We start from the raw sequence: 23,103 nt of genomic DNA, 5'->3' as shown, positions 1-23,103 counted from the left end.
CCAGCGCACCGACCAACCCGGGACGGGCCCGCACGATTTTCGTGCGGGCCCGCCGCCGTACCCTCTCCGGCGCGCAGGTACGCGGGCGCGGAGCGCGGAAGGGTTCACGTCTTCTCATGCGTGTAAGGGTTCACGTCTTCTCGTGCGTGTAGAAGTTCACGTCTTCTCGTGCGTGTAGAAGAGGTAGAACGCCGTGACGAACATCCCGAGGCCGACCGCCAGCCCCAGCGCCGAGGACCGCAGCACGCTCGACCCGGTCAGCCCGACGAGCAGGCCGATCGACGCGGCGGTCAATGCTCCGTAGGCCACCCCGCGCACCAGCGGTATCAGACCGTGCTGAATCCGGGCCAAGGCGTAGCAGAGCACCGCGAGGACCACGGCCGTGATCAGGCCGTACCAGAACTGCCGGCCGCCGCTCGCGCCGTTGTTGCGGAGAATGAACGACGCGTACAGCCCGTAAGCCGCGCCCAGTACGGCGGGTATCGCCCAGGAGAGCATGGTGCGCCGACGCGCGGGTCTCCGGCCCCGGCCGCGGGCCCGGCCGCGTGTCGGCATCGCTGCGTGAGTGGCCATGGCGGAGAGCTCCTTCCGTCACCGAGCACCTCGTCATTCGCCGAGCACCTCGTCATGTCACTCCAGAGCACACCCGGCCGCCCCGCACGGCAACTCGGACGGCCTACCGCCCGGAGCGCGCAGCCGCCGTACGGGCTTCCCTGGAAGGGTGCGGACGTATCTCTCGGTGACGCTGTCGGCGGTGGTCGCGGTGCTGCTCGCCGTGCTCGTCCCGCTGAGCGCGCTGTGCGCCTGGGTGGATCTGGAGATCGACGACACGGACCGGTACGTCGCCGCGGTGGCACCGCTCGCCTCCGACCCGGAGGTGCGCGGCACGGTCGCCGATCGGATCACCGAAGCGACGATGCAGCAGATCGACACCGGGCCGATCCACGACATCGTGCGTGACTTCCTGCACCAGGCGGTCTTGTCCTTCACCACCACCGGCGCCTTCCAGGCCGCGTGGAACACCGCCAACCGCACCGCCCACGAGGCCGTCACCACCGCGCTGAAGAACCACACGGGCGAGGCCGTCACCATCGATCTGGCGCCCGTGACCGAGCAGGTCAAGAGGGACCTGCTGAAGAACGGAGTGCTGTTCGCCGACCGGATCCCGGTCCAGCACACGGACATCACGCTCGTCTCCGCCGATCGTGCCGACCAGTTGCGCCAGACCTTTCGCCTGCTGCGTGCCGGAAGCCTCTGGCCTGCCGTGGCCACGGTGGCGTTCGCCGCCCTGACCGTGACCGGGGCCGGGCTCGCGGTCCGGGCGCGCGGCGGCCGGGGCACGACGGGCGCGCTCGCGGCCACGACGGCGGTCGGGCTCGGTTTCGCGCTGGGGGCGCTGGTGCTGCGCCTGGTGCTCGCGATCGCCCGGAACCGGGTGCTGGCCGAGGTGCCGCCCGGCGAGACGGGCGCCGCAGCGGCGGTGTACGACGCGTTGACGGGTTCGCTGCGCACGACGGCGTGGACCGTGCTCGGCGCCGGGCTGGCGGTGGCGCTGTGCGCGGTGCTCGTCCGGCGGGGCGGCGGCCCGGCAGGGGCGGGGCGGACTCGACATGCGGCGCCGAACGGGCCGGGGAAGAGTGGTTGACGTGACTGCCGGATCGGGGACGACTGAGAGGTCATCCACATGCGAGCCATAGCCGTCAACGCGTTCCGGGCCCCGCCCGAACTGGTCGAGATACCCAAGCCGGAACCGGGGGCCGGGGAGGTCCGGGTCAGGGTCACGTACGCCGCGCTCAATCCCTGCGACTGGCAGAGCGCACAGGGTTCCCCGGACACGCCCACCGCCCCCGCCTTCCCTCTGGTCCTCGGTGTGGACTTCGCCGGCCGGGTGGACAAGATCGGCAGCGGCCCGAATCGTTTCCGGGTCGGTGACCAGGTGTTCGGCCGGACCACCGGGCCCGTCGCCGGCACCGACGTGGACGCGGACGCGGCGACGGGTGCAGGCACGCGTACGGGCACAGGCACGCGTGCAGGTACAGGAACGCATACGAGCACAGGCACGCGTGCGGGTGCGGGTGCGGAGACCGCCACCGCCGCAGGTCCGGGCAGCACCGCCGCAGCCGGCGCCGCCGCCGTGACCGGCACCTACTGCGACTACATGACCGTTCCGCAGGACTCCGCCATCACGCTCATCCCGCCCGGCCTCCCCTCCAAGATCGCGGCGGCACTGCCGACCGCGGGGATGGCCGCCGCCCAGATCCTGGAGACCGTGGCGCTCCGGGGGCACGAGAGCCTGCTGGTCATCGGGGCGGCGGGCGGTGTCGGCAGCTTTCTCACCCAGCTCGCGGCGGCCCGGGACATCCGCGTGATCGCGGCCGTCCGCGGTGCCGAGCGCACGCGCATGGCGGCTCTGGGCGCCGCCGTAACCGTCGACACGCTGGCCGGCCCCCTCGAAACAGCGGTACGGGAGGTGTGCCCGGACGGCGTCGACGCGCTCGTCGACCTGGTCTCCGCCACGCCGGACGAGTTCTCCGCCCGTGCCGCACCCGTGCGCGTCGACGGCATCGCCCTCAGCACGCGCGGCGCCGCAGCGAAAGCCGCGCTTCCCGCAGGCGTGACCGGCATCGACTTCCGGCTCGAACCCACGCCGGTCCTGCTCGACGTCCTGGCGGCGGGCGTCGCCGAAGGTGTGCTGCGCGTGCCCATCGATGCCGAACTCCGGCTGGAGGAGGTCCCACGGGCCCTCGACCGGAACCGGGCGGGTGGCGCACGTGGCAAGACCATCATCGCGCTCTGAGCCCCGCCCTCACACGCCTGGCTTCCGGCCTCCTGCGCCCGGCACCCGACGTCCAGTACCCGGCGTCCGACCGACACCCGACGTCCAGTACCCGGCGTCCGACCGACACCCGGCACCGGAGCACCCGGCACTCTGCGACGGCGTCCGCCCGACCGGCCGACCGGCCGACGCCCAACGCGCGGCACCCGACGCCCGGTGCCCCGTCCGCATGATGCTCAGCGCGCCGGCCCGTCGGCCTCTGACGCCGCGTCCACGCCCGGTGCCCCAGCACAGCCCCTTCACCGGCCCCGGCCCCGACCCCGGTCCCGGTCGCGCGATGCGCACACGTCCCAGGCCCGGCGCCCCGCCCCCGTATCGCCCTTCCCGGAGGAAAACACCATGGACGACCAGGAACACGACATTATTGAGGACATCGGCATCCTCATCGAGGAGGAACGAAACCTTCGCGACCGCTCCTCGCAGGAGACGGGCCTCGCCCCGGACGAGAGGTCACGGCTCCGCGAGGTCGAGATCCGCCTCGACCAGTGCTGGGATCTGCTCCGGCAGCGCCGCGCACTGATCGAAGCCGGTGAGGACCCCTCCACCGCGAGGATCCGATCCGCCGACGAGGTCGAGGGGTACCAAAGCTGACCGAGACTGACCAGAACTGAACGGTCGATGGCTATGGAAACCGAAGCCGCGACCAAGCACGTACCACCGAGGGGGACTCGTTGACCCAGACGGAGACCGGGAACGGCCGCAGGCGCATCACACCGCCCTTCTGGCTGATGAGCGGGCTCCGCCCCCAGCCCTCCGCCCCGGTGCCCTGGGCGGCGGCTCTCCGCGCCGCCGTCTCCCTGGCTGGACCGCTCGCCGTCGGCTTCGCGCTGGACCGCCCGGCGTACGGCGCGCTCGTCTCCATGGGCGCGCTGTCCGGCGTCATCGGTGACACCGCGGACGCGTACCGCATGCGCGTCCTCAACATCGCCGTACCACAGCTCTTCGGCGCGCTCGGCGTCATGCTCGGCACGCTGGTGTACGGGACCGGCTGGGCGGCGGTCGCCGCGCTGACGGTGGTCGGTCTGGTCTCCGGGATGATGTCGACGATCGGCGCGATCGCCTCCGTGTCCGGGCTGCTGCTCCTGCTCAACGCGGTGGTCGGCGCCGGCCTCCCGCTGCCCGAACCCTGGTGGGTGGCCCCGCTGCTGCTCACGGTGGGCGGTCTCTTCGTCCTCGTCCTGACCCTGCTGGCCTGGCCGCTGCGGCGGAAACTGCCGGAGCGGGTCGCGGTCGCGGGCACCTATCTCGCGGTCGCCGACCTGCTGGCCGCCGCGGGCGGTGACGCGTACGAGGAACGGCGCCAGGCCGTCACCCAGTCCCTCAACACCTCGTACGACCTGATCCTGGCGCGTCGGGCCCGCTACCACGGCCGCAGCAGCGCCATGGTGCGGCTGCTCGCCCAGCTCAACGTCGTCATCCCGCTCGTCGAAGCGGCGCCCGCGGTGCATGTGCGCGGAATCCGGCTGCCCGACGCGATCCCCGAGGCGGTACGCGAACTGGCCGCCGCGGTCGAGGAGAGCCGGACCGGTCGCCCTGAACTCAGCCTGCCCGCCCCGGACTCACCCGCGACCCGGGCGGTGGACAGCGCGCTGCGGCACGCCGCGACCGTCGTGCACAAGGCCGACCCCGACCCGTACAACGTCGACGACCGGCTCGGACGCCCCGCGGCACTCGGGGTACGCGTCCGGCGCACCGCCCGCAGCGTGCTGTTCTCCGGTGCCTCCTGGCGATACGGGCTGCGCCTCGCCCTGTGCATCGGCCTCGCCCAGGCCCTGACCTCGCTGATACCGGTGCCGCGCTCCTACTGGGTCGCGCTGACCGTTACGTTCGTCCTCAAGCCGGACTTCGGTTCGGTGTTCTCGCGGGCCGTGCTGCGCTCGGTGGGTACGGCGGCCGGTCTCGTGGTCGCGGCACCGGTGCTCGCCGCGGTGCCGATCGGCTGGTGGGACGTGCCGGTGATGATGCTGCTCGCGGCCCTGATCCCAGCGTTCACGGCGAAGGGGTACGCCTTCCAGACCGCGGCCATCACCCCGGTCATCCTGCTCCTGTCCGACCTGCTGAACCACGAGGGCTTCGACCTGGTCTGGCCGCGTTTCCTGGACAGCCTGATCGGCTGCGCCATCGTGCTCGTGGCGGGCTACCTCCTGTGGCCGGAGAGCTGGCACGTCCGCGTCGGGCACCGGCTCGCGGACGTGGTGACGGACATCGCCGACTATGTGACGTGCGCGTTCGGGCCGGGCACGTACGGCGGGAACGTCGGCACGGGCACAGGCTCCGGCACGTCCGGTACAGGTGCGGGGGCCGGCGTGGGAGGGAACGCCGGGAACGGGAGAACCACTGAAACCGATGGGACCGGTGGGACCGGCGGGTCTGGCAGGACTGGCGGGACTGGCGGGACTGGCGGGACTGGCGGGACCAGTAGGACTGGCAGAGTCGGTGAAAACGGTGGAAGCGGTGGGAATGCCGGGGGTGGTGGGAGCGGTGGGAGCACCCAGGCCCTCGGAAGCGCTGGTGCGGGCGACCGGGCGGAGCGCTTGCGGGCTCGGCGTCGCATCTACCGCGATCTGTCGGTCGTGCGCTCCGAGTTCCAGCGCGCGCTGACGGAACCTCCCCCGGTCGGCAACCGGGCGGCGGCCTGGTGGCCGCTGGTCGTCGCCGTCGAGCGCATCGTGGACGCGACAACGGCGGCCCGGGTTCGGGTCAACCACGGAGCACCGGAACCAGCGGCGGAGGAAGTGGCGGAGATCCGGCGGCAGTTGCTGGAACTCGCCGACGGGATCCGATCGAGCGAGGTCCTGGTGGAGGTACGCACCGAACTGCCGGGCGACGAGGAGGGGGTGCTGGCTCCCCTGCGCCGGGAGGTGGCGGCGGCGCGGGCCATCGCCTCCCCGCAGCCATAGCCGTGGGCTGGCGTCCCAGACCACGGCCGCAGACCGACGACCGGGACCGCCGGCCATCCGAGCCGGGGCCCTACCCACACGGGACGACCGGAACCTCCGGTCACCCGGCCCGGCCCTACCCACAAGGTGACGCCCAGGGCCTTCGGTCACCTCGGGAAACCGCAGGCTGGCGGCCGGGACCGCCGGTCACCTCGGGAGATCGCCGCCGCCTCCACCGCCGCCTCGCAGCCGCTCCATCTCGCGCCGGTCCCGCTTCGTCGGCCGGCCCGCGCCCCGGTCCCGTACCGGCACCTGCAACGCCACCTCGCGCGGCGGCGGAGGCGGGCTGTTGTCGATGAAGCACTCGGCCGCCACCGGCGCACCGACCCGCTTCTTCACGATCTTCGACACGACCACGATCCGGTCGCGGCCCGCGTGCCGAAGCCGTACCTCGTCGCCGACGCGCACCGCCTGAGCGGGCTTGGCACGCTCACCGGCGACCTTCACATGACCCGCGCGACATGCGGCAGCGGCCTGCGAACGGGTCTTCGTCAGCCGGACCGACCAGATCCAGACATCGACCCGGGTACTGCCCTCCGCCTGCGGCGCCTCACCGGAAACCATGCGTCCGACTGTAAGGGCTTCCCGCAATCCGCGCTGGACCAGCGCGCGGCGTCGGATGCGGTGCATCGCAAGGCGGAGGGACGTCCACATACTGGATGTATGCGGACGTTCCGACAACGCGGCGAGATGCCGTAGCCGACGTCGCGCACCCGCCGGGGATCCCGGGACGGCCCTTAGCTAGTCGATGGACATGGGAGAACCCTGCCACGCGGGCTCGGCCCGCTGTTTCTCCTTCAGCCGGAGGTGCTCCGCGTGCAGCAGATTGCGTACCTGGTGATGCAGGCTGTTGAACTCCGACTCGGTGATGGTGCCGCGATTCGCGTCCATGATCTGCCGATGTACGACCTCGCCCACCGAGGGCCTCGTTTCCACGGCGCCGGCGCTCGGATCCTTGTCGACGATATCAATCGTAAAGCTGATCCAATCGGCCTTGTGGTAGGAGCCTCCGGGTATGCCCGGCTCCTCCAACTCGGCCTCCTCGACGATCGCTTCGACCCTCAGCCGTATCGCGCACCCGAGCCCATCCATGCGCGGCCGGAAGTCGCGCAGGGCGGACTCCATAGCCAGTTGTTCGGTGTTGACCGCGTTGGTGCCGACCACCAGATTGTGGAAGATGGCAGGGCCGCCGTCGTTGTCGCCGATGAGATGGCACCACTCGTGCGAGGCGAGGTGCGCGAGGCGCCCTCCGGTAGCGCCGTGGCCGGAAACCGGCATGATGGCGTGCGCACGGAAGCCGCCCATCCCCTTGGAGGGGTCGCGACCGGCGTCCTGCCGGCCCGCTACCGGCTGCTTGCTCAGTCCCACCTGATCGCGCGTCTTCCCGGCCGCCCGGGCCTGTCCTGCCAGGTGGTCGAAGTCGGCCGGGAGCAGGAAACGGCGGTCATCCTTGCGCGCCCCGCCCGGGTGCGTGAAATTCGGGTCGGTGATGTCGCGCGTGTAGAAGAGGAACGGCTGGTACGGGTCACTGGGCAGTTGTACGAGTGAGTCGCGGTCCGCGCTCCTGACGCGGTTGTCCTCCTTCAGGCCCCGCCTCGCGATCAGCTCCTCCATGTCCATGTCGTGGTCCACAGATGAGTCCGGGCCGCCCCGGAAATCCGGGTTGACGTCCCAGTAGTCCCCGAACCGGTAGGGCCGCCCCATCGACCGGCCCTGCGATCCCTTGGCGACCCTGCCGACGACCGCGAAGGGCTGGTCCGGGTTGATCAGTATGCGGGAGTGCTGCCGGTGGCGGTCGTTGATCGCCTGTACCTTGTAGACGAAGAACGAGGTCTGGTACTCGATCTCCCAGTTGTCCACCAACAGGATGCCTGAGCGGGTCGCCGTCCTCGAGGGCAGAGCGAAGGTGCGCTCGACGCGCAGTGCGTCCATTCCGTATCCGTCGCGCTGGCCGGTGTAAGCGACGGTCGGTCGTGGTCTGGGGTTCCCGTCCTCGTCGAACTCCTCGACCGGTACCCACATCGCGGGAAGGTTTTCCAGTTGCTCCCGCTGGTCTTTCTGCTCCTTGTTGGTCCCGTAGACCACACGCTGCACCGCCGATCCCGGCCGCGCCGCGTGTCCGGTGTGCGTGTGTCCGGTGTGCTCCGCCGGTGTGTGCGCCACGTGTGCCGCCGGACTGCTCCCCAGGACACGCGTGGCGTGTTGCTCGGCTTCGCGCTCGAAGCGGTCGCCGGGGTCGGAGACGCGCAGCCCGTTTCCCCGGTCGGTACCCGCCACCGGGCCCGAGCGCTGCTGGATCACATGGGTCAGCTCGTGGGCAAGCGTGTGCCGGTCGGCGCCGCCGTCACCGATAACCACATGGCTGCCGGAGGTGTAGGCACGGGCACCGATACCGGCGGCGGAGGCACGGGCGGCGGTGTCGTCGTGAATGCGGACGTCGGAGAAGTCCGCGTCGAACCGGGCCTCCATGTCCGCGCGCGTACTGTCGTCGAGAGGGCGGCCAGGGGCGTGTAGGATATCGTGGACGGCGGAGCGCTGCACCTGGGGCCGTGCCCCGGGGTGCCCGGCCGCGCGGAGCAGCTGGACGACGGCGGCGTTGCCGACCGTGGCCTGGAGCGCGAGAAGGCCCTGGGGCGACCTATCGCTTGCGACTATACGAGCGGTGTCCCGGCCGTCCCTGGCCTCGGTCGTGTAGGCGCCATCGCGATCGCGCAAGGCTGTCTCTCCTCGTGTACGAACCCGGACTCCCTTGTGTACGCGATCGGTCGTCCCAGGGCGAGGTATGGCCGGGCAGTGTGCCGTGCCCCGATAGGGCAGAGGTCGGGGCCGGGGCGGCAGGGACCCTGTACCGGAGCGGGCACATGTGCGGCATTACCGGCTGGGCCTTGAGGTTGATACTGGTGGGTGCGTGAAGCGGCCCCGTTGTCTGCGGCCTCGGACCCCGAGGTCAAAGACCACGTCGGTGCGGCACGGGCGAAGACTCACTTGACGCCCCATCAGCCAAAGCGCCCGCACCGACAAGACAATTCCGGTTGGCTGGAACATGCTTGAACGACACACGTCAGGCCCAGCGCGGCGTACCCGCGGCGCTGGCCGAGGATGCTGCGAGGATTCGGGAAGCCACCGGTTCTGGATCAATCGCAGGATCGCTTTTCACACGGGCGGGCCGTGCCGACGAAGGTCCCGATCCGGCCGCTAACCTTACGTATCCGCCCTGGCCAGGGATCAATTCCCACAGGTCGGACATTCCTCTTCCCCCAACTCACGCGAAAGGCCTCGCCCATGGGCATTCGGAGCTTGCTGCGCAAGGTGTTCGGCCGTGACCGCGCGGAGCGGGACGCGTCGACGGCCACGGTCCCGCCTCAGACCGAACGCACCGCGCCCGCGGAGTCGGAGCCGGTCACGACACCGACGGACGAGCCGACCACGGAGAAGGCCCCGGCACGCGAAACCGACGCGGGCCCCAAGGCCTCGATCCCGGCCCCCACCTCCCCCAGGTCAGTCGAAGAGAGCAGCCTGGCCTCGGACCTGGTGGCGGCCGCCTTCGACAAGGCGTCCATCCCCACGGTCCCGTCGCAGGGCTCGACCCCGAATCCGGAGAAGGAAACGGCGCCCGAGCCGAAGCCGGAGTCGGCGTCGGAGTCGAAGCCGGAGTCGGAGTCGGAGTCGGCATCTGACGGGCCGACGGCCGAGTCGGAGCCGAAAACCGAGTCGGAGCCGGAGCCGGAGACGGCCGAACAGGCCCTCGCGGAACCGGAGGTCGCGAAGCCGGAGGCTGCGGGGCTGGAGGCCTCGGAGCCGGAGACGGCTGAGTTGGAAGACGCGAAGACGGACGACGCGAAGACGGAGACCGCCGAGAAGGAGACCCCGGAGACGAAGACCTCGGAGACGGGGCTTTCCAGGCCCAAGGCCGATGCCGAGCCCGAGGTTCTCGCCGAGGCCGAACCGATCGCCCCGGTAGCCGCACAGCCGGAACCGGCCACGGCCCCCGCCACCGAGACCGAGCCGGAACCCGAGTCGGAACCGGTATCGGCGGAACCGGCACCTGCGGCGCTCGCGGCCGAGCCGGAACCGGGTATCAGGTCCGAGCCCGAGGGCGAGGGCGAGCCCACGGCCGAAGCTCCCACCGAGACCGAGCCCACGGTCGAGCCCACCGTCCACACCCCCGAACCGGCAGCCGAGCCCCAGCCGTCCGCCGCCCGGACCGACGACGCTCAGACCGCCCCCGTCCCGACCGACGCCGCTCGGGCCGAAGCCCCCCGGGACGACGCCGCTCGGACCGTGGAGCCCGCCCCCGAACCGGCCATCGCCCAGGCCGCCACCCCGGAGCAGACCCCCGCCGCTGCGGAGGCCATCCCCGCCGCTGCGGCCCCCGCTGCGGCGGCCGACAAGCCGGCCCTCTCGCTCGCCCGGGTCAAGACGCGCGCCCCCGGTCTCGTCGGCGCGTACAAGGCCGCCCAGGCCGGGCTGAAGGCGCATGGGCTGACCGGGCTGCGCGCCACCGTCTACCTGGTCCTCGACCGCTCCGGCTCCATGCGCCCGTTCTACAAGGACGGCAGTGCCCAGCACCTCGGCGACCGCGCCGTGGCGCTCGCCGCGCACCTGGACGAGACGGCCACCGTCCAGGTCGTCTTCTTCTCGACCGACATCGACGGCACCGGAACGGTCGAGTTCGCCGACCACGAGGGCCGCATCGACGAGATGAACGCGGGGCTGGGCCGCCTCGGCCGGACGAACTACCACCGCGCCGTCGAAGAGGTCGTCACGCACTACGAGAAGTCGGGGGCGACCGGGCCCGCCCTGGTGGTCTTCCAGACGGACGGCCCGCCGGACGCCAAGCAGGCCGCGAGGCAGGCGCTCGCCGACGCGGCACAGCTGCCGCTGTTCTTCCAGTTCGTCGCGTTCGGCGACGAGGACGCGAAGGGCTTCGACTTCCTGCGGAAGCTGGACGTGCCGAACGCCGGGTTCTTCCACGCGGGCCCGGCCCCCCGCGAGGTGCCGGACACCACCTTCTACCGCGAGGTCCTCGCCGCCCTCCCCGCCTGGTTCACGGCCCGCGAGGCGGCCACCGAGGGCTGATCGCTCGGCAGGCGTACGGTCACGGCGAGCCCGCCCTCAGGGCCCGGAACCGCCGTGACCGTTCCGCCGTGCGCCTCCGCGATGGAGCGCACGATGGACAGGCCGAGCCCCGACCCCCGCCCCATCCGGTCCCGGCCCTCACCGCGCCGGAACGGCTCGAACAGTCCGGGGATGTCCTCCGCGTCCACCACCGGCCCCGTGTTGCACACCTTCAGCAACACGCCGTGACCGACTGTCACCGCCGACACCTCCACGGTCCCGTCGGGCACGTTGTACGTAACCGCGTTGACCAGCAGATTCGCCACCAGTTGGGCGAGCAGCATCCGCTTCCCCCGTACGGTGCACGGTCCGGCGTCGACCCGCACGCCCGGATGCCGGGCCGCCTCCTCCGCCACGACCCGTGCGAAGTCCACCTCTTCCCGCTCGGTCACCGCGAGCCCGCGTTCGCTGCGCGCCAGGACCAGCAGTCCCTCGATGAGCCGTTCACTGCGCCGGTTGTTGTCCAGCAGGGTCTGCCTGGTCCGTACGAGATCTTCCGGGGACGGGTCGTCCAGGCCGATCTGGATCGCGGCCCGCTGGGTGGCGAGCGGGGTCCGCAGTTCGTGCGAGGCGTTGGCGATGAACCGCCGCTGGCTGTCGAACGCCTTCTCCAGCCGGGCCAGCAGGGCGTCGAGGGTGTCGCCGAGTTCCTTCAGCTCGTCGTCGGGGCCGTTGGCCGTGATGCGTTCGTGGAGGGTGTGCTCGGAGAGCCTGCGCGCCTTGGCGGTCATGGTGTGGACGGGGCGCAGGACCCGCCCCGCGGTCCACCAACCCACGCCGACCGCGCACGCCGTCATGACGAGCAACGCGGCGACGGACCAGATGAGCAACTGGTGACCGGCGGCGTCGCTGACATGGTCGGTGAGGTCGTAGACGGTGGGCGGCCCGAGCGTGCGCCGGGTGATGAGGGGGCCGTTGACGGCGTAACCGGGCTGGACCACCGCCGCCGTGCGCGCGATGTCCCGCGCCCGGGAGTCCGTGCCCGCGCGGGAGGCGAGGTTGACCGTGGCGAGCAGCGCCGTACCCAGCACCAGGAAGACCCCGCCGTACACGAGCGCGATCCGGGTGCGGATCGTGGTGTACCGGACACGCGGCGGCCCCGGCAGCCGCAGAGCGCGCAGGGCGCGCGAAACCCGGGAATCCGCCCCCCGCTCACGAGACGTTCGCGGCGCACGCGGCGGGCGCGGCACACGCGCGCCATCGTGCGGCACACGTCCGCCGTCACACGGCACACGCGCGGCATCACGTGGCACGCGGCCACCCTTGTGGGGGACGCGCGCGGCGTCACGGGGAACGCGGGCGGGGCGGGCCTTCACAGGGCGTACCCCACGCCCTGCACCGTACGGATCAGCGCCGGTTCCCCGAGCTTCCCGCGCAGCTTGCTCATGCAGACCCGGACCGCGCCGGTGAAGGGATCGGCGTTGGCGTCCCAGGCCCGCTCCAGCAGCTCCTCCGCGCTGACGGTCCCGCCGTCGGCCTCCAGCAGCAGCTGGAGCACCGAGAACTCCTTCGGCGAGAGGTCGAGCTCCCTGCCGTCCCGGTATGCGGTGCGCCGCACGGTGTCGAGCCGGATGCCGTGCCGTTGCAGCTGCGGCGGCACGGGGCGGGCGCTGCGCCGCCGCAACGCGCGTACCCGTGAGACCAGTTCGGGGAACTCGAAGGGCTTGCCCAGGTAGTCGTCGGCACCGAGATCGAGCCCGGCGACCCGGTCCTCCATCGACCCGGCGGCCGTGAGCATGAGGATCCTGGTGCGGGAACCGGCGGCGACCAGCTTGCGCGCCACGTCGTCGCCGTGCACCCGCGGCAGATCGCGGTCGAGGACGACGACGTCGTAGTCGTGCAGCCCCAGGTAGGCGAGGGCGGCGTCGCCGCTGTACACGGTGTCGACGGCGAATCCGGCCCGTCGAAGGCCGGTGGCCACCAGCTCCGCCAGCATCTCCTCGTCCTCGGCGACAAGTACGCGCATCGTGATGTCCTCTGCCTCGTGTGCCCCGTGCATGCGTGTCCACTCCCTCCCAGGATGCGTCTTTGATAGGGGAAGGCATGTTTCGCTGAGGTCTCCGCACGCCCGTCCGGCCGCACGCCTGTCCGACCGCCCCGCCCGCGCCGGTGCACCGGGCTCACTGGGCGCACGCCCCCGCCTGCTGCCCGACCATGACCAGCGACCATGACCAGCGAGCGCGACCAGCCGTAATCGATGTAAGTCGTTCTTCAGCGGGCCGTTAGGATTTTGCCCATGGCGGCCACTGGATCCGAGAAGCAGGGGGCGACGGCGTACTACGTCTCGACCCCCATCTACTACGTCAATGACGCTCCTCACCTGGGCCACGCCTACACGACCGTCGCAGGCGACGTGCTCACGCGCTGGCACCGCCAGCGTGGCGAGAAGGTGTGGTTCCTCACCGGCACGGACGAGCACGGTCAGAAGATCATGCGCACTGCCGAGGCGAACGACGTCACCCCGCAGGAATGGTGCGACAAGCTCGTCGAGGAGGCCTGGAAGCCCCTCTGGGAGCACCTGGGCATCGCGAACGACGACTTCATCCGTACGACGGAGAAGCGGCACACCGACCGCGTGCAGGAGTTCGTGCAGGACCTGTACGACAAGGGTGAGATCTACAAGGGCGGTTACGAGGGCCCTTACTGCGTGGGCTGCGAGGAGTACAAGCTCCCCGGCGACCTGATCGAGGACGAGGACGGCGTCAAGCTGTGCCCGATCCACAAGAAGCCGGTGGAGATCCTCAAGGAGGAGAACTACTTCTTCAAGCTGAGCGCGTACGGCCCGAAGCTGATGGAGTTCTACGCGAACAACCCCGGCTTCATCCAGCCCGAGTCCGCCCGCAACGAGGTCATGAGCTTCGTCAAGCAGGGTCTCCAGGACCTGTCCATCTCCCGTTCCACCTTCGACTGGGGCGTCCCGGTGCCGTGGGACGAGAAGCACGTCATCTACGTGTGGGTCGACGCGCTGCTGAACTACGCGACGGCGGTCGGCTACGGCGCCGACCAGGAGAAGTTCGACGCGACGTTCCCCGCCAACGTGCACCTGGTGGGCAAGGACATCCTCCGCTTCCACGCGGTGATCTGGCCCGCGATGCTGATGGCTCAGGGTCTGCCGCTGCCGGGCAGGGTCGCGGCCAACGGCTGGCTGATGGTCGGCGGCGAGAAGATGTCGAAGTCGAACCTGACCGGCATCAAGCCGCAGGACCTGACCTCGCACTTCGGCGTGGACGCGTACCGCTGGTACTTCCTGCGCGCCATCGCGTTCGGCAGCGACGGCTCGTTCTCCTGGGAGGACTTCTCCGCCCGCTACACCTCCGAGCTCGCCAACGACTACGGCAACCTCGCCTCGCGCGTCGCCGCCATGGTCGGCAAGTACTTCGGCGGGACGCTCCCGGAGGCCACCACCGCTGGTGACGTCGAGAAGGCCGTCCAGGAGGGGCTGGCGAAGGCCGTCGCCACGGCGGACCAGAAGATCGGCGAGGAGCTGGACTTCCAGGCCGGCATCCTGGCGATCTTCGACTTCGTGAAGCAGGTCAACGGCTACATCACGGAGCAGGAGCCCTGGAAGGTCGCCAAGGACACCTCTCCGGAGGGACAGGCCCGCCTCGCGACGATCCTGTACACGGCCGCGGAGTCGCTGCGCGGAGTCGCGGTGCTGCTGAACGCCGTGATGCCGGAGACCTCGCAGAAGCTGTGGGACTCCCTCGGTGCCGAGGCGTCCCTCGGCGCACTGTCCGACCAGCGCGTCCAGGACGCGGGCGACTGGGGCCGCCTCCCGGTGGGCGCGACGGTCACGAAGGGCGCGGTGCTCTTCCCCCGCCTGGAGGAGAAGCCCGCGTAACACCACTCCCGCGTCGTGAGGGCCGGGACATCTGCTTCACGCAGACGTCCCGGCCCTCACCCGTGTACGCAGACCAACCGGTCGACCATGGTCATCACTGCTTCCTGCGGGAAACCGGACTGCGTCCGGCGTACGGACACACGCCCTGGCCGGGGCCGGATCACCGCTCCAGCCACTCGGCGTCCCCCATCACCACCACCGGGTTCTTCCGCGGGTCCAGCAGCCTCAGCAGCTCCTTCATGTGGTTCACGGACAGCGAGACACAGCCCTGCGTGGGACCGCCGTGGTCCACGTGGAGCCAGATGCCGCCGCCCCGTTCCTGGCCGAGCGGGCGTTCACGGTCCAGGGGCGAGACGCCGGGGGTCCGGTTGTAGTCGATCGCGACCACATAATCGAAAGAGCCTTCGAGGGGTTCACCCTCGAACCCCTCGCCACTCACGGTGTAGGCGGGGTTCTGTTCGTACGGGAACACGGTCTCCGGCGGCTTGAACAGCCCGCCGGCCGCCGTCAGCCCGTAGACCCCGACCGGAGTGCGCAGGTCGCCCTCCCAGTGTTCGTCCGTCCATCCGTTCAGGCCGTTGTGGGTCGGCCAACGGGACGTGACCGCCCGCCAGCCCTTGGCGGGGTCTTCGCGGGTGTACAGGACGGCGGTGGACTGGCTGGACCCGTACGCTTCACCGGTCACGACGAGCGCCTGCCGGGTGTCGACCGGGATCCTGCCCGCGGTCCGCAGCCCCAGCCCGGGGATCAGCGCGGGGCGGATGCCCGGGGCCCGTGGCGCGGGAGCGGCGGCCTGCCCCGGCGGCCCGTCCGCCTGCGCCCCGCCGAACGCCTTTCCACTGCCCCGCGCGTCCCCGGCCTGCGCGCCGTCGCCGGTGGAGGAGGTGGAGGAGGTGGAGGGCGCCGGGGAGGCGTGGGAGGCGGCGTCGGAAACGGCGGCGGTGTCGGTGCCGGAGGTGTCGCCGCAGGCAGCGAGCGACAGGAGCGCGGCGAGACAGGCGCAGGCCCGGACTGCGTACGGGGGGCGACGCCGGGCGGCCGACGTACGGGGCACGGACACGGGCTCTCTCCTCAGCGGTCGTGGGGCCACTCAGCCGTCGTGGAGCGACGGGGGCGGCGCGGCACGTGGGGTGGCACGGGTGGTCGTGGACACGCGGACGCGATGGGATTCGCCGTCACACCTGGCCCCGCCGACCCCAGTTAACGACGAGTCACGGGAACGCGAACCCACACGGGGGCCATACGGCGGTACACACGCCGCTTCCGGGTCCCGCTCCCCCACTCGCCCCGACCGCGCCGCCCGCCCATAGTGTTCGGTCACCGTTCGAGCCGGCCGACGGTACGCCCGACCACCCTCCGTCCGCCAGCCACCGCATCGCCATCAGTGAACCGCCCGATCTGCGCCGGCACCCGACCACCTGCGCCCAGAGCCTTCGAGGCCCACTTGACACTCGGGTTGTCCGATGCTGCAGCGCCTCCGCTTATGGCTGATTCCGCATCTGGACAAGAGGGCGCCGGGCAGTCTCTGCCGTCGGCTACCGTGCATACCGGGTCCTCGTTCTCCGGAGGCCGCGAACGGGGGCTTGAGCAGCGGCAGTTGAACAGAAAGCCCTTGGGAGGGCAGATGTCTTTCGAGGACGAATGGGCGCAACTCAAAGCTGAGGCGCGTGCGGAACGTTCCGCGCGCATGCGTCTGAATCAGGCCGATGGTGGAGGAGGCCAGGGTTCCAAGGGGAAGTTGCACGTTACCCCGTCGGTCCTTAGGAGCTTCGCGAAGAAGGCGGAGGAAAAGGCCGCGAAAGAATTCCGGGAGGCGCATTCAGTCGCGGTTTCCAAGACCTCCGAGGTGTCCGGCTCCATGAAGGGATTCACTTGCGATGAGGCGCTCACCAGCTTCATCGAATCCTGGAAGAACGGGGTCAAATACGTCTCCGGCCAAATCGGGAGTGACGGGCTCGCCAAGAATCTCAGGTCGGCTGCGGACTGCTTCGTCACCGAAGACCAAGCAAGGCGGGACAGCATGCGCAGTGTGCCCACGTACAAGCCGGGCGACGTCATCTGAGGGCCCCGCCGGCCTTCGGCCATGTGCGCGCATCGCATGTGCACATACGCACGGAAGGGCGATCGCCATGCGGCACGCCCGCACGGCCGTTGAGGGCACACCGGCGCGGCCGGTGAAGTCGAGATCTCATCCATGATCAGCAGTTACAGAAAACCCTTGGAAGACTGATATATGCCATTGACATACTCAGAACTCACTGAAGTGAATCTCGAAAAGCTCTCAGCCGCTGTCGACGCCTGGGCGAACCTGCCGACACTTATTCGTAGTGCTGCCTGGACCTTCAAGAATGAGGTGGCAAAAGGACTCCGAGAGTCGGATTGGGAGGGGGAAGCGGCGCAGGCCGCTTTCACTTCCCTCAACGGGATTTCAAACCAGATCGATAATTCTGAGAACGAGGCGAAGAGCGTCCATAAGCTCTTGAGCAACTGCCTCGACATATTTCGCTCGACAAAAGGCGAGCTGGAGAACATAACCAACGGCCTGGCCGGGCATGAGCATCTTTCGATCAACCCTCACGGGCTGGTTTTTCTGGACCCGAAAAAAGTTGAACCGGACGATTTCGACCGCTTGGCGGTGGCATATCAACCCACCATAGCCTCGTACAAGGAAAGAACCCTTCAGGCTCTACAGGATGCCGACGAAGCAGATTTCACGCTTCGTTGGGCATTGCAGAGCATGAGCGAGAGCTACGACATCGGGTTTCTCCCCACAGCCCCGGCCTCTCTCGCTGAAGCCCGGCAGATGCGCAATGAAATCTCCATGGAAATTTCGGGAGACAAGGGGAAAATATCCCTCAAGGAGCTCTCCGACAAGGAGATTCAAACTCGGATCGATAACGCTTCCCGCGGCAAGTTCGGTAACAGCACCATCAAGCCTGCCGCAGAATTCCTCGGATACAGGGCTTGGCTGAACAGCGTCGACAGTGTCGGCAAGAGGGACTGGGCCAGCGCCAAGTCCTATTTCATCGACGGAACACCAGCCTATGCGGCCGGCATGGAGGCCTCGCTCTTGGAGACCTCCGGCGGCGGGGGGCGGCACCGAAAGCCGACCTTGATGAACAGAGTTGGAAGCCTGGGCGGGAAGGTTTTCGGTGTCCCTGTCGCGCTCGTCGCCACTGGACTGGATTTCTATTACACTCCCGCACAGCATGCTTCGGAAGGACCCAACGCGAAGATCATGACACCAAAGGACCCAGGGAATGTTCACTGGAAGTAGGCGCATAAAAAGCGGAAGGGGAATCGAAGCATGTCGGAGCGAATCAAGCGGTTCCTGATCGTCGGGTTCCTCGGGAATCACAGGACCCTACTCATGGGGTTCATCGGGCTCGCGGTGGGCGTGATGGGGACGATCTTCGGAATCTCCGACGGGGAAGGGGCCGGTGAAATCCTTCCGTTCCTCGGGATCGGCGTACTGGGACTACTTCTCGTGATCGGCTATGTCTACGCCTTGGTGATGCAATCCAAAACACAGAGGCGCTCCCGGTGACCTTTCCGGTCCCGAGCCAAACGTCATTCGCGCTCGGCACACGACTCGACTGCGTGAGCCGCGCCCCGTTGTCCTGATGACCTCGCAGGTGCGGGCCCATATGTCTTCGCAGGTGGAAGGCCATCCGTCGCCCGCCACCCGCTGCGTGCAAGCGAACAGCTCCCGGCCGGAGGAATCCGGCCGGGAGCTGTTTCACGTGGAACCCGAAGCACCCGGACGTCAGGGGCTCAGGAATCGGGTGTCGGACACCGACGGACGAGGGGTTCGCCGTCAGCCCTTGTCCTTCGCCTCGACCGGCTTGCGGAGCTGGATGTTCAGCTCGCGCAGGCGGGACTCGTCCAGCTCCGTCGGGGCACCCATCATCAGGTCCTGGGCGTTGCCGTTGAGCGGGAAGGCGATCGTCTCGCGGATGTTCGGCTCGTCCGCGAGGAGCATTACGATGCGGTCGACGCCCGGGGCGATGCCGCCGTGCGGCGGGGCGCCGAGGCGGAAGGCGCGGAGCATGCCCGCGAACTCGTGCTCGACGGTCTCGCGGTCGTAACCGGCGATCTCGAACGCCTTGAGCATGACATCGGGCTCATGGTTGCGGATGGCGCCGGAGGACAGCTCGATGCCGTTGCAGACGATGTCGTACTGCCAGGCCAGGATGTCGAGCGGGTCCTTCTCCTCCAGGTCCTTCATGCCGCCCTGGGGCATCGAGAAGGGGTTGTGCGAGAAGTCGATCCTTCCGGTGTCCTCGTCCTTCTCGTACATCGGGAAGTCGACGATCCAGCAGAACCGGAAGACGTCCTCCTCGAAGTGGCCGGCGCGCTTGGCGGCCTCGACGCGGACGACGGACATGATCTTGGAAACCTCGTCGAACTCGCCCGCACCGAAGAAGACGGCGTGGCCCGGGACGAGGGACAGGCGCTCGGTGAGCGTCTTGACGTCGTTCTCGGTGAGGAACTTGGCGATCGGTCCGGTGAGCGCACCGTCCTCGGCGACCCGGACCCAGGCCAGGCCCTTGGCGCCGTGCTGGACGGCGTAGGCGCCGAGGCCGTCGAAGAACTTCCGGGACTGGCCCGCGGTGTCCGGGACCGGCAGGGCGCGGACGTGCTTGCCGGCGAACGCCTTGAACTCCGAGTCGGCGAAGATGTCGGAGATGTCGACCAGTTCCAGCTTGGCGCGCAGGTCCGGCTTGTCGTTGCCGTACTTCAGCATCGACTCGCGGAACGGGATGCGCGGGAACGGCGAGGTGACGTGGCGGCCGTTGCCGAACTCCTCGAAGAGCTCGGTCATGAGCTTCTCGATCGGCTGGAAGACGTCCTCCTGCTCGACGAACGACATCTCGACGTCGAGCTGGTAGAACTCGCCGGGCGAGCGGTCGGCGCGGGCGTCCTCGTCGCGGAAGCACGGCGCGATCTGGAAGTAGCGGTCGAAGCCGGAGATCATCAGCAGCTGCTTGAACTGCTGCGGGGCCTGCGGCAGCGCGTAGAACTTGCCCGGGTTCAGGCGGGACGGAACGACGAAGTCACGGGCGCCCTCGGGGGAGGTCGCGGTGAGGATCGGCGTCGCCATCTCGTTGAAGCCGAGGGCCACCATCTTGGCGCGGATGGAGGCGATGACGGCCGAGCGCAGCATGATGTTGCGGTGCATGCGCTCGCGGCGCAGGTCGAGGAAGCGGTACTCCAGGCGCCGCTCCTCGTTGACCCCGTCCTCGGTGTTGATCGTGAACGGCAGCGGGGCGGCCTCGCCCAGTACCTCGACCTCGGTGACCTCGATCTCGATGTCGCCGGTCGGCAGCTCCGGGTTGATGTTCTCGGCGCCACGCGCGGAGACCTTGCCGTCGACGCGTACGACGGTCTCCTTGGTGAGCTTCGCCAGCGCCTCGTTGGCAGGGGTGCCGGGGCGGGCGACGAGCTGCACCAGACCGTAGTGGTCGCGCAGATCGATGAAGAGGATGCCGCCCAGGTCTCGGCGATTGTGCAGCCAGCCGCTCAGCCGGACGTCGGTGCCGACGTCAGAGGCGCGGAGCTCGCCGCAGGTGTGGGACCTGTACCGATGCATCGTCGTTCATCCAGTCTTCGCGATTCGGGGTGGATTCAACCACCCCAGGCTACCGCCCGCGCCCGCCCCAAAACATTGACATTGACATTTCAAGATCGCCCGGAGGCGGACAGACGCCCATGACCCACAGCCCGGACACTCCGATGCGTCATGACCACAGCACTCCGGACAACCAGGACATCTCACCGCGGTTGCACACCCCAGCGGGACCACAGGGCGCGGACGCATCCGGCGGACCGCGGCCCGCCGGACATCACCCCGGCACCTCCGCCGGGTCCCGGCCGGGTCCCGGCCAGGTCCCGGCCAGGTCCCGGCCAGGTCCCGCCCGGCGCCGCCCGGAGCGGTCCTGGATGGCCGCCCACAGTGGCGTTTACCGAGCACATCTTCTTAAAGTAGGGCAATGCGTACCGAAGACGTCCTGGCCGCGACCGCGACCGGCCTGTGGCGCTGGGACAGCGGAGCCCGGACCGTGACGCTTGACACGGAGGCGGCCCGGCTGCTCGGGCTGCCCGCGAAACCCGGTGTCTTCCGCGAGTCGGCGGTGCGTTCCCGGTTCCACCCGGTGGACTGGAACGAGATCCACGGGGTGGTGGGACTCGCCCTCGCCGAGGGCACCTTCGCCGAGGCCCGGTTGCGGGTCGTGGACCCGCAAGGACGGGTGCTGCGCACGGTACGCAGCAGGTCCAAGCCGCTCACGCTTGAGAACGAGGCGCTGCCGCCGGTGGACAAGGCGCTGCCGCCCGTGGACGAGGCGCTGCCGCCCCGCACGCCGTCCCCGGGCGACCATCGGCCGGCCGAAGCGTCATCCGTGCCCCGCACAAGCCGCACGTCCCCCGCAAACCCCGTGCCCCACCAAAGCCCCACGGCCGCCGCAAACCCCACAGCTCCCGTGAGCCCCGCGAACCGCGCGCAGCCCGCCGCTCCCGCGCCGCCCGGAGACGGCGAGGGGTCCGAGGACGCGTTGGTGCCGCCCAGGAAGCCGGGCGGCTTCTCCTTTGTCTTGATCGGCACTCTCCAGGAGGTCGCCGAACGACAGCACAGCGCCGCCGGGGACACCCCCGTCACCGGGGACTGGCGCCGCTCCCGCGAGGCGTTCCTGCTGGACGCGGGCCGCGCGCTGGCCGAGGCCCGGTCCACCGAGGAAGTGCTGCGGGTCGCCTCCTCCCTCTCCATGCCCGGGTTCTCGCCGGACGGCCTGGCGGTCTTCGGCATCGCAGGCGACCGGCTGACAATCACCGGACATCATGGGCACAAGGCGGGGGACGACCGCCCGTTCAACGGCATGCCCCTGGACGCCGACTACCCCGCCGCCGAGGTCATACGGACGGGGCAGGCGATCTATCTGCCCTCGCCCGAGGAGTACCGGCGCCGTTACCCGGAGACCTGGCCGCTCGCCAGCGTGTTCGGCCGCCGTTCCTGGGCCTTTCTGCCGCTGACGGTGGCGGGGCGGACGATGGGTGCCTGGCTGGCGGCGTTCCGCCACCCGGTCACGTTCACGGCGGACGAGCGGTCGGTGCTGACGACGGTGGCGCGCATGCTCGCCCAGGCCCTGGCCCGCGCCGGGGTCGCCGAGACCGAACGCGAACTCTCACTGGGGCTGCAGCGCTCGATGATGCCGTCCCTCGGGCCCGGGGTTCCCGGGATGACGGTCGCCGCCCGCTACGTCCCGACCGGCGGCGGGCTCCAGGTCGGCGGCGACTGGTACGACATGATCCCGCTCCCCAACGGCCGCATCGCCCTCGTCATCGGTGACGTGCAGGGCCATGACGTGCGGGCCGCGGGGCTGATGGGGCAGTTGCGGATCGCCCTGCGCGCGTACGCCGCCGAGGGGCACCGGCCGGACGCGGTGCTCTCCCGCGCGTCCCGTTTCCTCTCCGGGCTCACCGACGCCTACGAGGGCGGGGAGCAGACCGGGCCGCGCTTCGCGACCTGCCTGTACGCGGAGGCCGACCCGGAGACCGGAACCCTCGACATCGCGCGGGCCGGCCACCCCCACCCCGTGGTGGTGACGGCCGACGGGACCGCGACGATCCGTTTCACCGACGGCGGACTGCCGCTCGGCATCGAGTCGGACGCGGACTACCCGACGAGCCGGCTCACCCTGGAGCCCGGGGAGACGATCATGCTCTGCACCGACGGGCTGATCGAGACCGGCGGCCATGACATGGCGACGGGCTGGCTCCGGCTGCGGTCGGTCCTGGAGCAGCAGACGGCCGACCTGGAGAAGCTCGCCGACACCCTGGTGCAGGCAGTGCACGGACCGGCGTCCCGCTACATGACGGGCCCGCTGGCGGACCGCCGCGAGGACGACGTCGCCGTACTGCTGCTGCGGCGCGACGGCGGACCGTCACGGACGACGACGCGCCGGGCCACGCTGGCGATCGCACAGGCCGAACCGGATCAGATCTCGACGGCGCGGCAGCAGCTGCGGGAGCTGTTGTACGACTGGGAGGATCCTGAGCAGGTCGACGCGGCGGTGCTGATGGTCTCCGAGATGACCACCAACGTCCTCGTCCACACGGACGGGGACGCGTTGATGGTCGTCCGGGCGACGGGGGAGCCGGGCGAACGGCGGCTCAGGGTCGAGGTGGCCGACGGCAGCGACGAGCTGCCGCACCGGCGGTACCCGGGAGAACTGGCTTCCAGCGGGCGGGGGCTGGTGCTGCTGGAGATGCTCGCCGACGCGTGGGGGGTGGACCCCCGGGGCGCGGGGAAGCTGATCTGGTTCGAGCTGTACGAACCGGGCGCGAAGGCGGAAGCAGGGACCGTCACGGAC

The 23,103-nt window shown here is 69.9% G+C and carries 16 protein-coding genes and 1 pseudogene; 10 read left to right on the top strand and 7 right to left on the bottom strand.

What is annotated here, in order from left to right; genetic code table 11:
- Window positions 1-156: 156 nt before the first annotated feature.
- On the bottom strand, window positions 157-573 hold the full coding sequence (locus tag ACIHCL_RS14950) for a hypothetical protein (protein WP_399861574.1): 417 nt from the start codon (window positions 571-573) through the stop codon (window positions 157-159).
- A gap of 148 nt (window positions 574-721) precedes the next feature.
- On the opposite strand from ACIHCL_RS14950, the gene ACIHCL_RS14945 reads away from it, so the two are divergent.
- From ACIHCL_RS14945 to ACIHCL_RS14930, 4 genes are all read left to right on the top strand, one after another.
- A complete protein-coding gene (locus ACIHCL_RS14945; protein WP_399861572.1) occupies window positions 722-1,645 on the top strand; it encodes a hypothetical protein in 924 nt (307 codons plus the stop codon).
- 39 nt (window positions 1,646-1,684) lie between these two features.
- Entirely contained in the window at window positions 1,685-2,797 is a 1,113-nt protein-coding gene (locus ACIHCL_RS14940; RefSeq protein WP_399861569.1) for an NADP-dependent oxidoreductase, read from the top strand.
- 378 nt (window positions 2,798-3,175) lie between these two features.
- Complete coding sequence (locus ACIHCL_RS14935; protein ID WP_399861567.1) at window positions 3,176-3,427, top strand: DUF2630 family protein; 252 nt, start codon at window positions 3,176-3,178, stop codon at window positions 3,425-3,427.
- Window positions 3,428-3,564: 137 nt separating this feature from the next.
- Window positions 3,565-5,736 carry an FUSC family protein gene (locus tag ACIHCL_RS14930; RefSeq protein ID WP_399861871.1) on the top strand — a complete coding sequence of 724 codons (2,172 nt, stop codon included), beginning with the start codon at window positions 3,565-3,567 and terminating at the stop codon, window positions 5,734-5,736.
- Window positions 5,737-5,922: 186 nt separating this feature from the next.
- Here the strand turns inward: ACIHCL_RS14930 and ACIHCL_RS14925 are convergent, their stop codons facing one another.
- Window positions 5,923-6,339, bottom strand: a complete 417-nt coding sequence (locus ACIHCL_RS14925; RefSeq protein WP_399861565.1) for an RNA-binding S4 domain-containing protein — start codon at window positions 6,337-6,339, stop codon at window positions 5,923-5,925.
- Between the two features lie 177 nt (window positions 6,340-6,516).
- On the bottom strand, window positions 6,517-8,490 hold the full coding sequence (locus ACIHCL_RS14920; protein WP_399861562.1) for a DUF4157 domain-containing protein: 1,974 nt from the start codon (window positions 8,488-8,490) through the stop codon (window positions 6,517-6,519).
- A 567-nt stretch (window positions 8,491-9,057) separates the two neighbouring features.
- Between ACIHCL_RS14920 and ACIHCL_RS14915 the strand changes: the two genes are divergently transcribed.
- A complete protein-coding gene (locus tag ACIHCL_RS14915; protein ID WP_399861560.1) occupies window positions 9,058-10,854 on the top strand; it encodes a VWA domain-containing protein in 1,797 nt (598 codons plus the stop codon).
- Here ACIHCL_RS14915 and ACIHCL_RS14910 read toward each other — a convergent pair.
- Together ACIHCL_RS14910 and ACIHCL_RS14905 are read right to left on the bottom strand one after the other, a co-directional pair.
- Window positions 10,788-11,999 carry a sensor histidine kinase gene (locus ACIHCL_RS14910; protein WP_399861870.1) on the bottom strand — a complete coding sequence of 404 codons (1,212 nt, stop codon included), beginning with the start codon at window positions 11,997-11,999 and terminating at the stop codon, window positions 10,788-10,790. The two genes, ACIHCL_RS14915 and ACIHCL_RS14910, sit on opposite strands and share 67 nt — an antisense overlap.
- Before the next feature lie 206 nt (window positions 12,000-12,205).
- A complete protein-coding gene (locus ACIHCL_RS14905) occupies window positions 12,206-12,859 on the bottom strand; it encodes a response regulator transcription factor (protein ID WP_399861868.1) in 654 nt (217 codons plus the stop codon).
- A gap of 270 nt (window positions 12,860-13,129) precedes the next feature.
- Here ACIHCL_RS14905 and metG point away from each other — a divergent pair, with 270 nt between their 5' ends.
- The gene (gene metG / locus ACIHCL_RS14900; protein ID WP_399861557.1) at window positions 13,130-14,734 is read left to right on the top strand and encodes a methionine--tRNA ligase; all 1,605 of its coding nucleotides are present in this window, start codon (window positions 13,130-13,132) and stop codon (window positions 14,732-14,734) included.
- Window positions 14,735-14,894: 160 nt separating this feature from the next.
- Here metG and ACIHCL_RS14895 read toward each other — a convergent pair whose 3' ends face one another.
- Window positions 14,895-15,794 carry a L,D-transpeptidase family protein gene (locus ACIHCL_RS14895; RefSeq protein ID WP_399861554.1) on the bottom strand — a complete coding sequence of 300 codons (900 nt, stop codon included), beginning with the start codon at window positions 15,792-15,794 and terminating at the stop codon, window positions 14,895-14,897.
- A gap of 564 nt (window positions 15,795-16,358) precedes the next feature.
- On the opposite strand from ACIHCL_RS14895, the gene ACIHCL_RS14890 reads away from it, so the two are divergent.
- From ACIHCL_RS14890 to ACIHCL_RS14880, 3 genes are all read left to right on the top strand, one after another.
- Complete coding sequence (locus ACIHCL_RS14890) at window positions 16,359-16,796, top strand: type VII secretion target (protein WP_399861551.1); 438 nt, start codon at window positions 16,359-16,361, stop codon at window positions 16,794-16,796.
- 201 nt (window positions 16,797-16,997) lie between these two features.
- Window positions 16,998-18,011: a hypothetical protein gene (locus ACIHCL_RS14885; RefSeq protein WP_399861549.1), complete on the top strand. Its 1,014-nt coding sequence runs from the start codon at window positions 16,998-17,000 to the stop codon at window positions 18,009-18,011.
- Between the two features lie 30 nt (window positions 18,012-18,041).
- A complete protein-coding gene (locus tag ACIHCL_RS14880) occupies window positions 18,042-18,281 on the top strand; it encodes a hypothetical protein (protein ID WP_399861546.1) in 240 nt (79 codons plus the stop codon).
- A gap of 270 nt (window positions 18,282-18,551) precedes the next feature.
- Here ACIHCL_RS14880 and aspS read toward each other — a convergent pair whose 3' ends face one another.
- The gene (aspS, locus tag ACIHCL_RS14875; RefSeq protein WP_399861544.1) at window positions 18,552-20,327 is read right to left on the bottom strand and encodes an aspartate--tRNA ligase; all 1,776 of its coding nucleotides are present in this window, start codon (window positions 20,325-20,327) and stop codon (window positions 18,552-18,554) included.
- A 400-nt stretch (window positions 20,328-20,727) separates the two neighbouring features.
- On the opposite strand from aspS, the pseudogene ACIHCL_RS14870 reads away from it, so the two are divergent.
- A pseudogene (locus ACIHCL_RS14870) lies at window positions 20,728-23,085 on the top strand (SpoIIE family protein phosphatase); the annotation flags it as partial.
- Between the last annotated feature and the right edge of the window lie 18 nt (window positions 23,086-23,103).

Origin of the sequence: Streptomyces sp. NPDC052042 (assembly GCF_044548345.1) — a bacterium.
GTDB lineage: Bacteria > Actinomycetota > Actinomycetes > Streptomycetales > Streptomycetaceae > Streptomyces.
Note: the sequence above shows the minus strand (reverse complement) of the source record. Positions and strands in the feature narration are given on the sequence as shown.

Coding starts and splice junctions, on each gene's coding strand:
- ACIHCL_RS14950 (WP_399861574.1), bottom strand. CDS start 573: ATGGCCACTCACGCAGCGATGCCGACACGCGGCCGGGCCCGCGGCCGG.
- ACIHCL_RS14940 (WP_399861569.1), top strand. CDS start 1,685: ATGCGAGCCATAGCCGTCAACGCGTTCCGGGCCCCGCCCGAACTGGTC.
- ACIHCL_RS14935 (WP_399861567.1), top strand. CDS start 3,176: ATGGACGACCAGGAACACGACATTATTGAGGACATCGGCATCCTCATC.
- ACIHCL_RS14930 (WP_399861871.1), top strand. CDS start 3,565: ATGAGCGGGCTCCGCCCCCAGCCCTCCGCCCCGGTGCCCTGGGCGGCG.
- ACIHCL_RS14925 (WP_399861565.1), bottom strand. CDS start 6,339: ATGGTTTCCGGTGAGGCGCCGCAGGCGGAGGGCAGTACCCGGGTCGAT.
- ACIHCL_RS14915 (WP_399861560.1), top strand. CDS start 9,058: ATGGGCATTCGGAGCTTGCTGCGCAAGGTGTTCGGCCGTGACCGCGCG.
- ACIHCL_RS14905 (WP_399861868.1), bottom strand. CDS start 12,859: ATGCGCGTACTTGTCGCCGAGGACGAGGAGATGCTGGCGGAGCTGGTG.
- metG (WP_399861557.1), top strand. CDS start 13,130: ATGGCGGCCACTGGATCCGAGAAGCAGGGGGCGACGGCGTACTACGTC.
- ACIHCL_RS14890 (WP_399861551.1), top strand. CDS start 16,359: ATGTCTTTCGAGGACGAATGGGCGCAACTCAAAGCTGAGGCGCGTGCG.
- ACIHCL_RS14880 (WP_399861546.1), top strand. CDS start 18,042: ATGTCGGAGCGAATCAAGCGGTTCCTGATCGTCGGGTTCCTCGGGAAT.
- aspS (WP_399861544.1), bottom strand. CDS start 20,327: ATGCATCGGTACAGGTCCCACACCTGCGGCGAGCTCCGCGCCTCTGAC.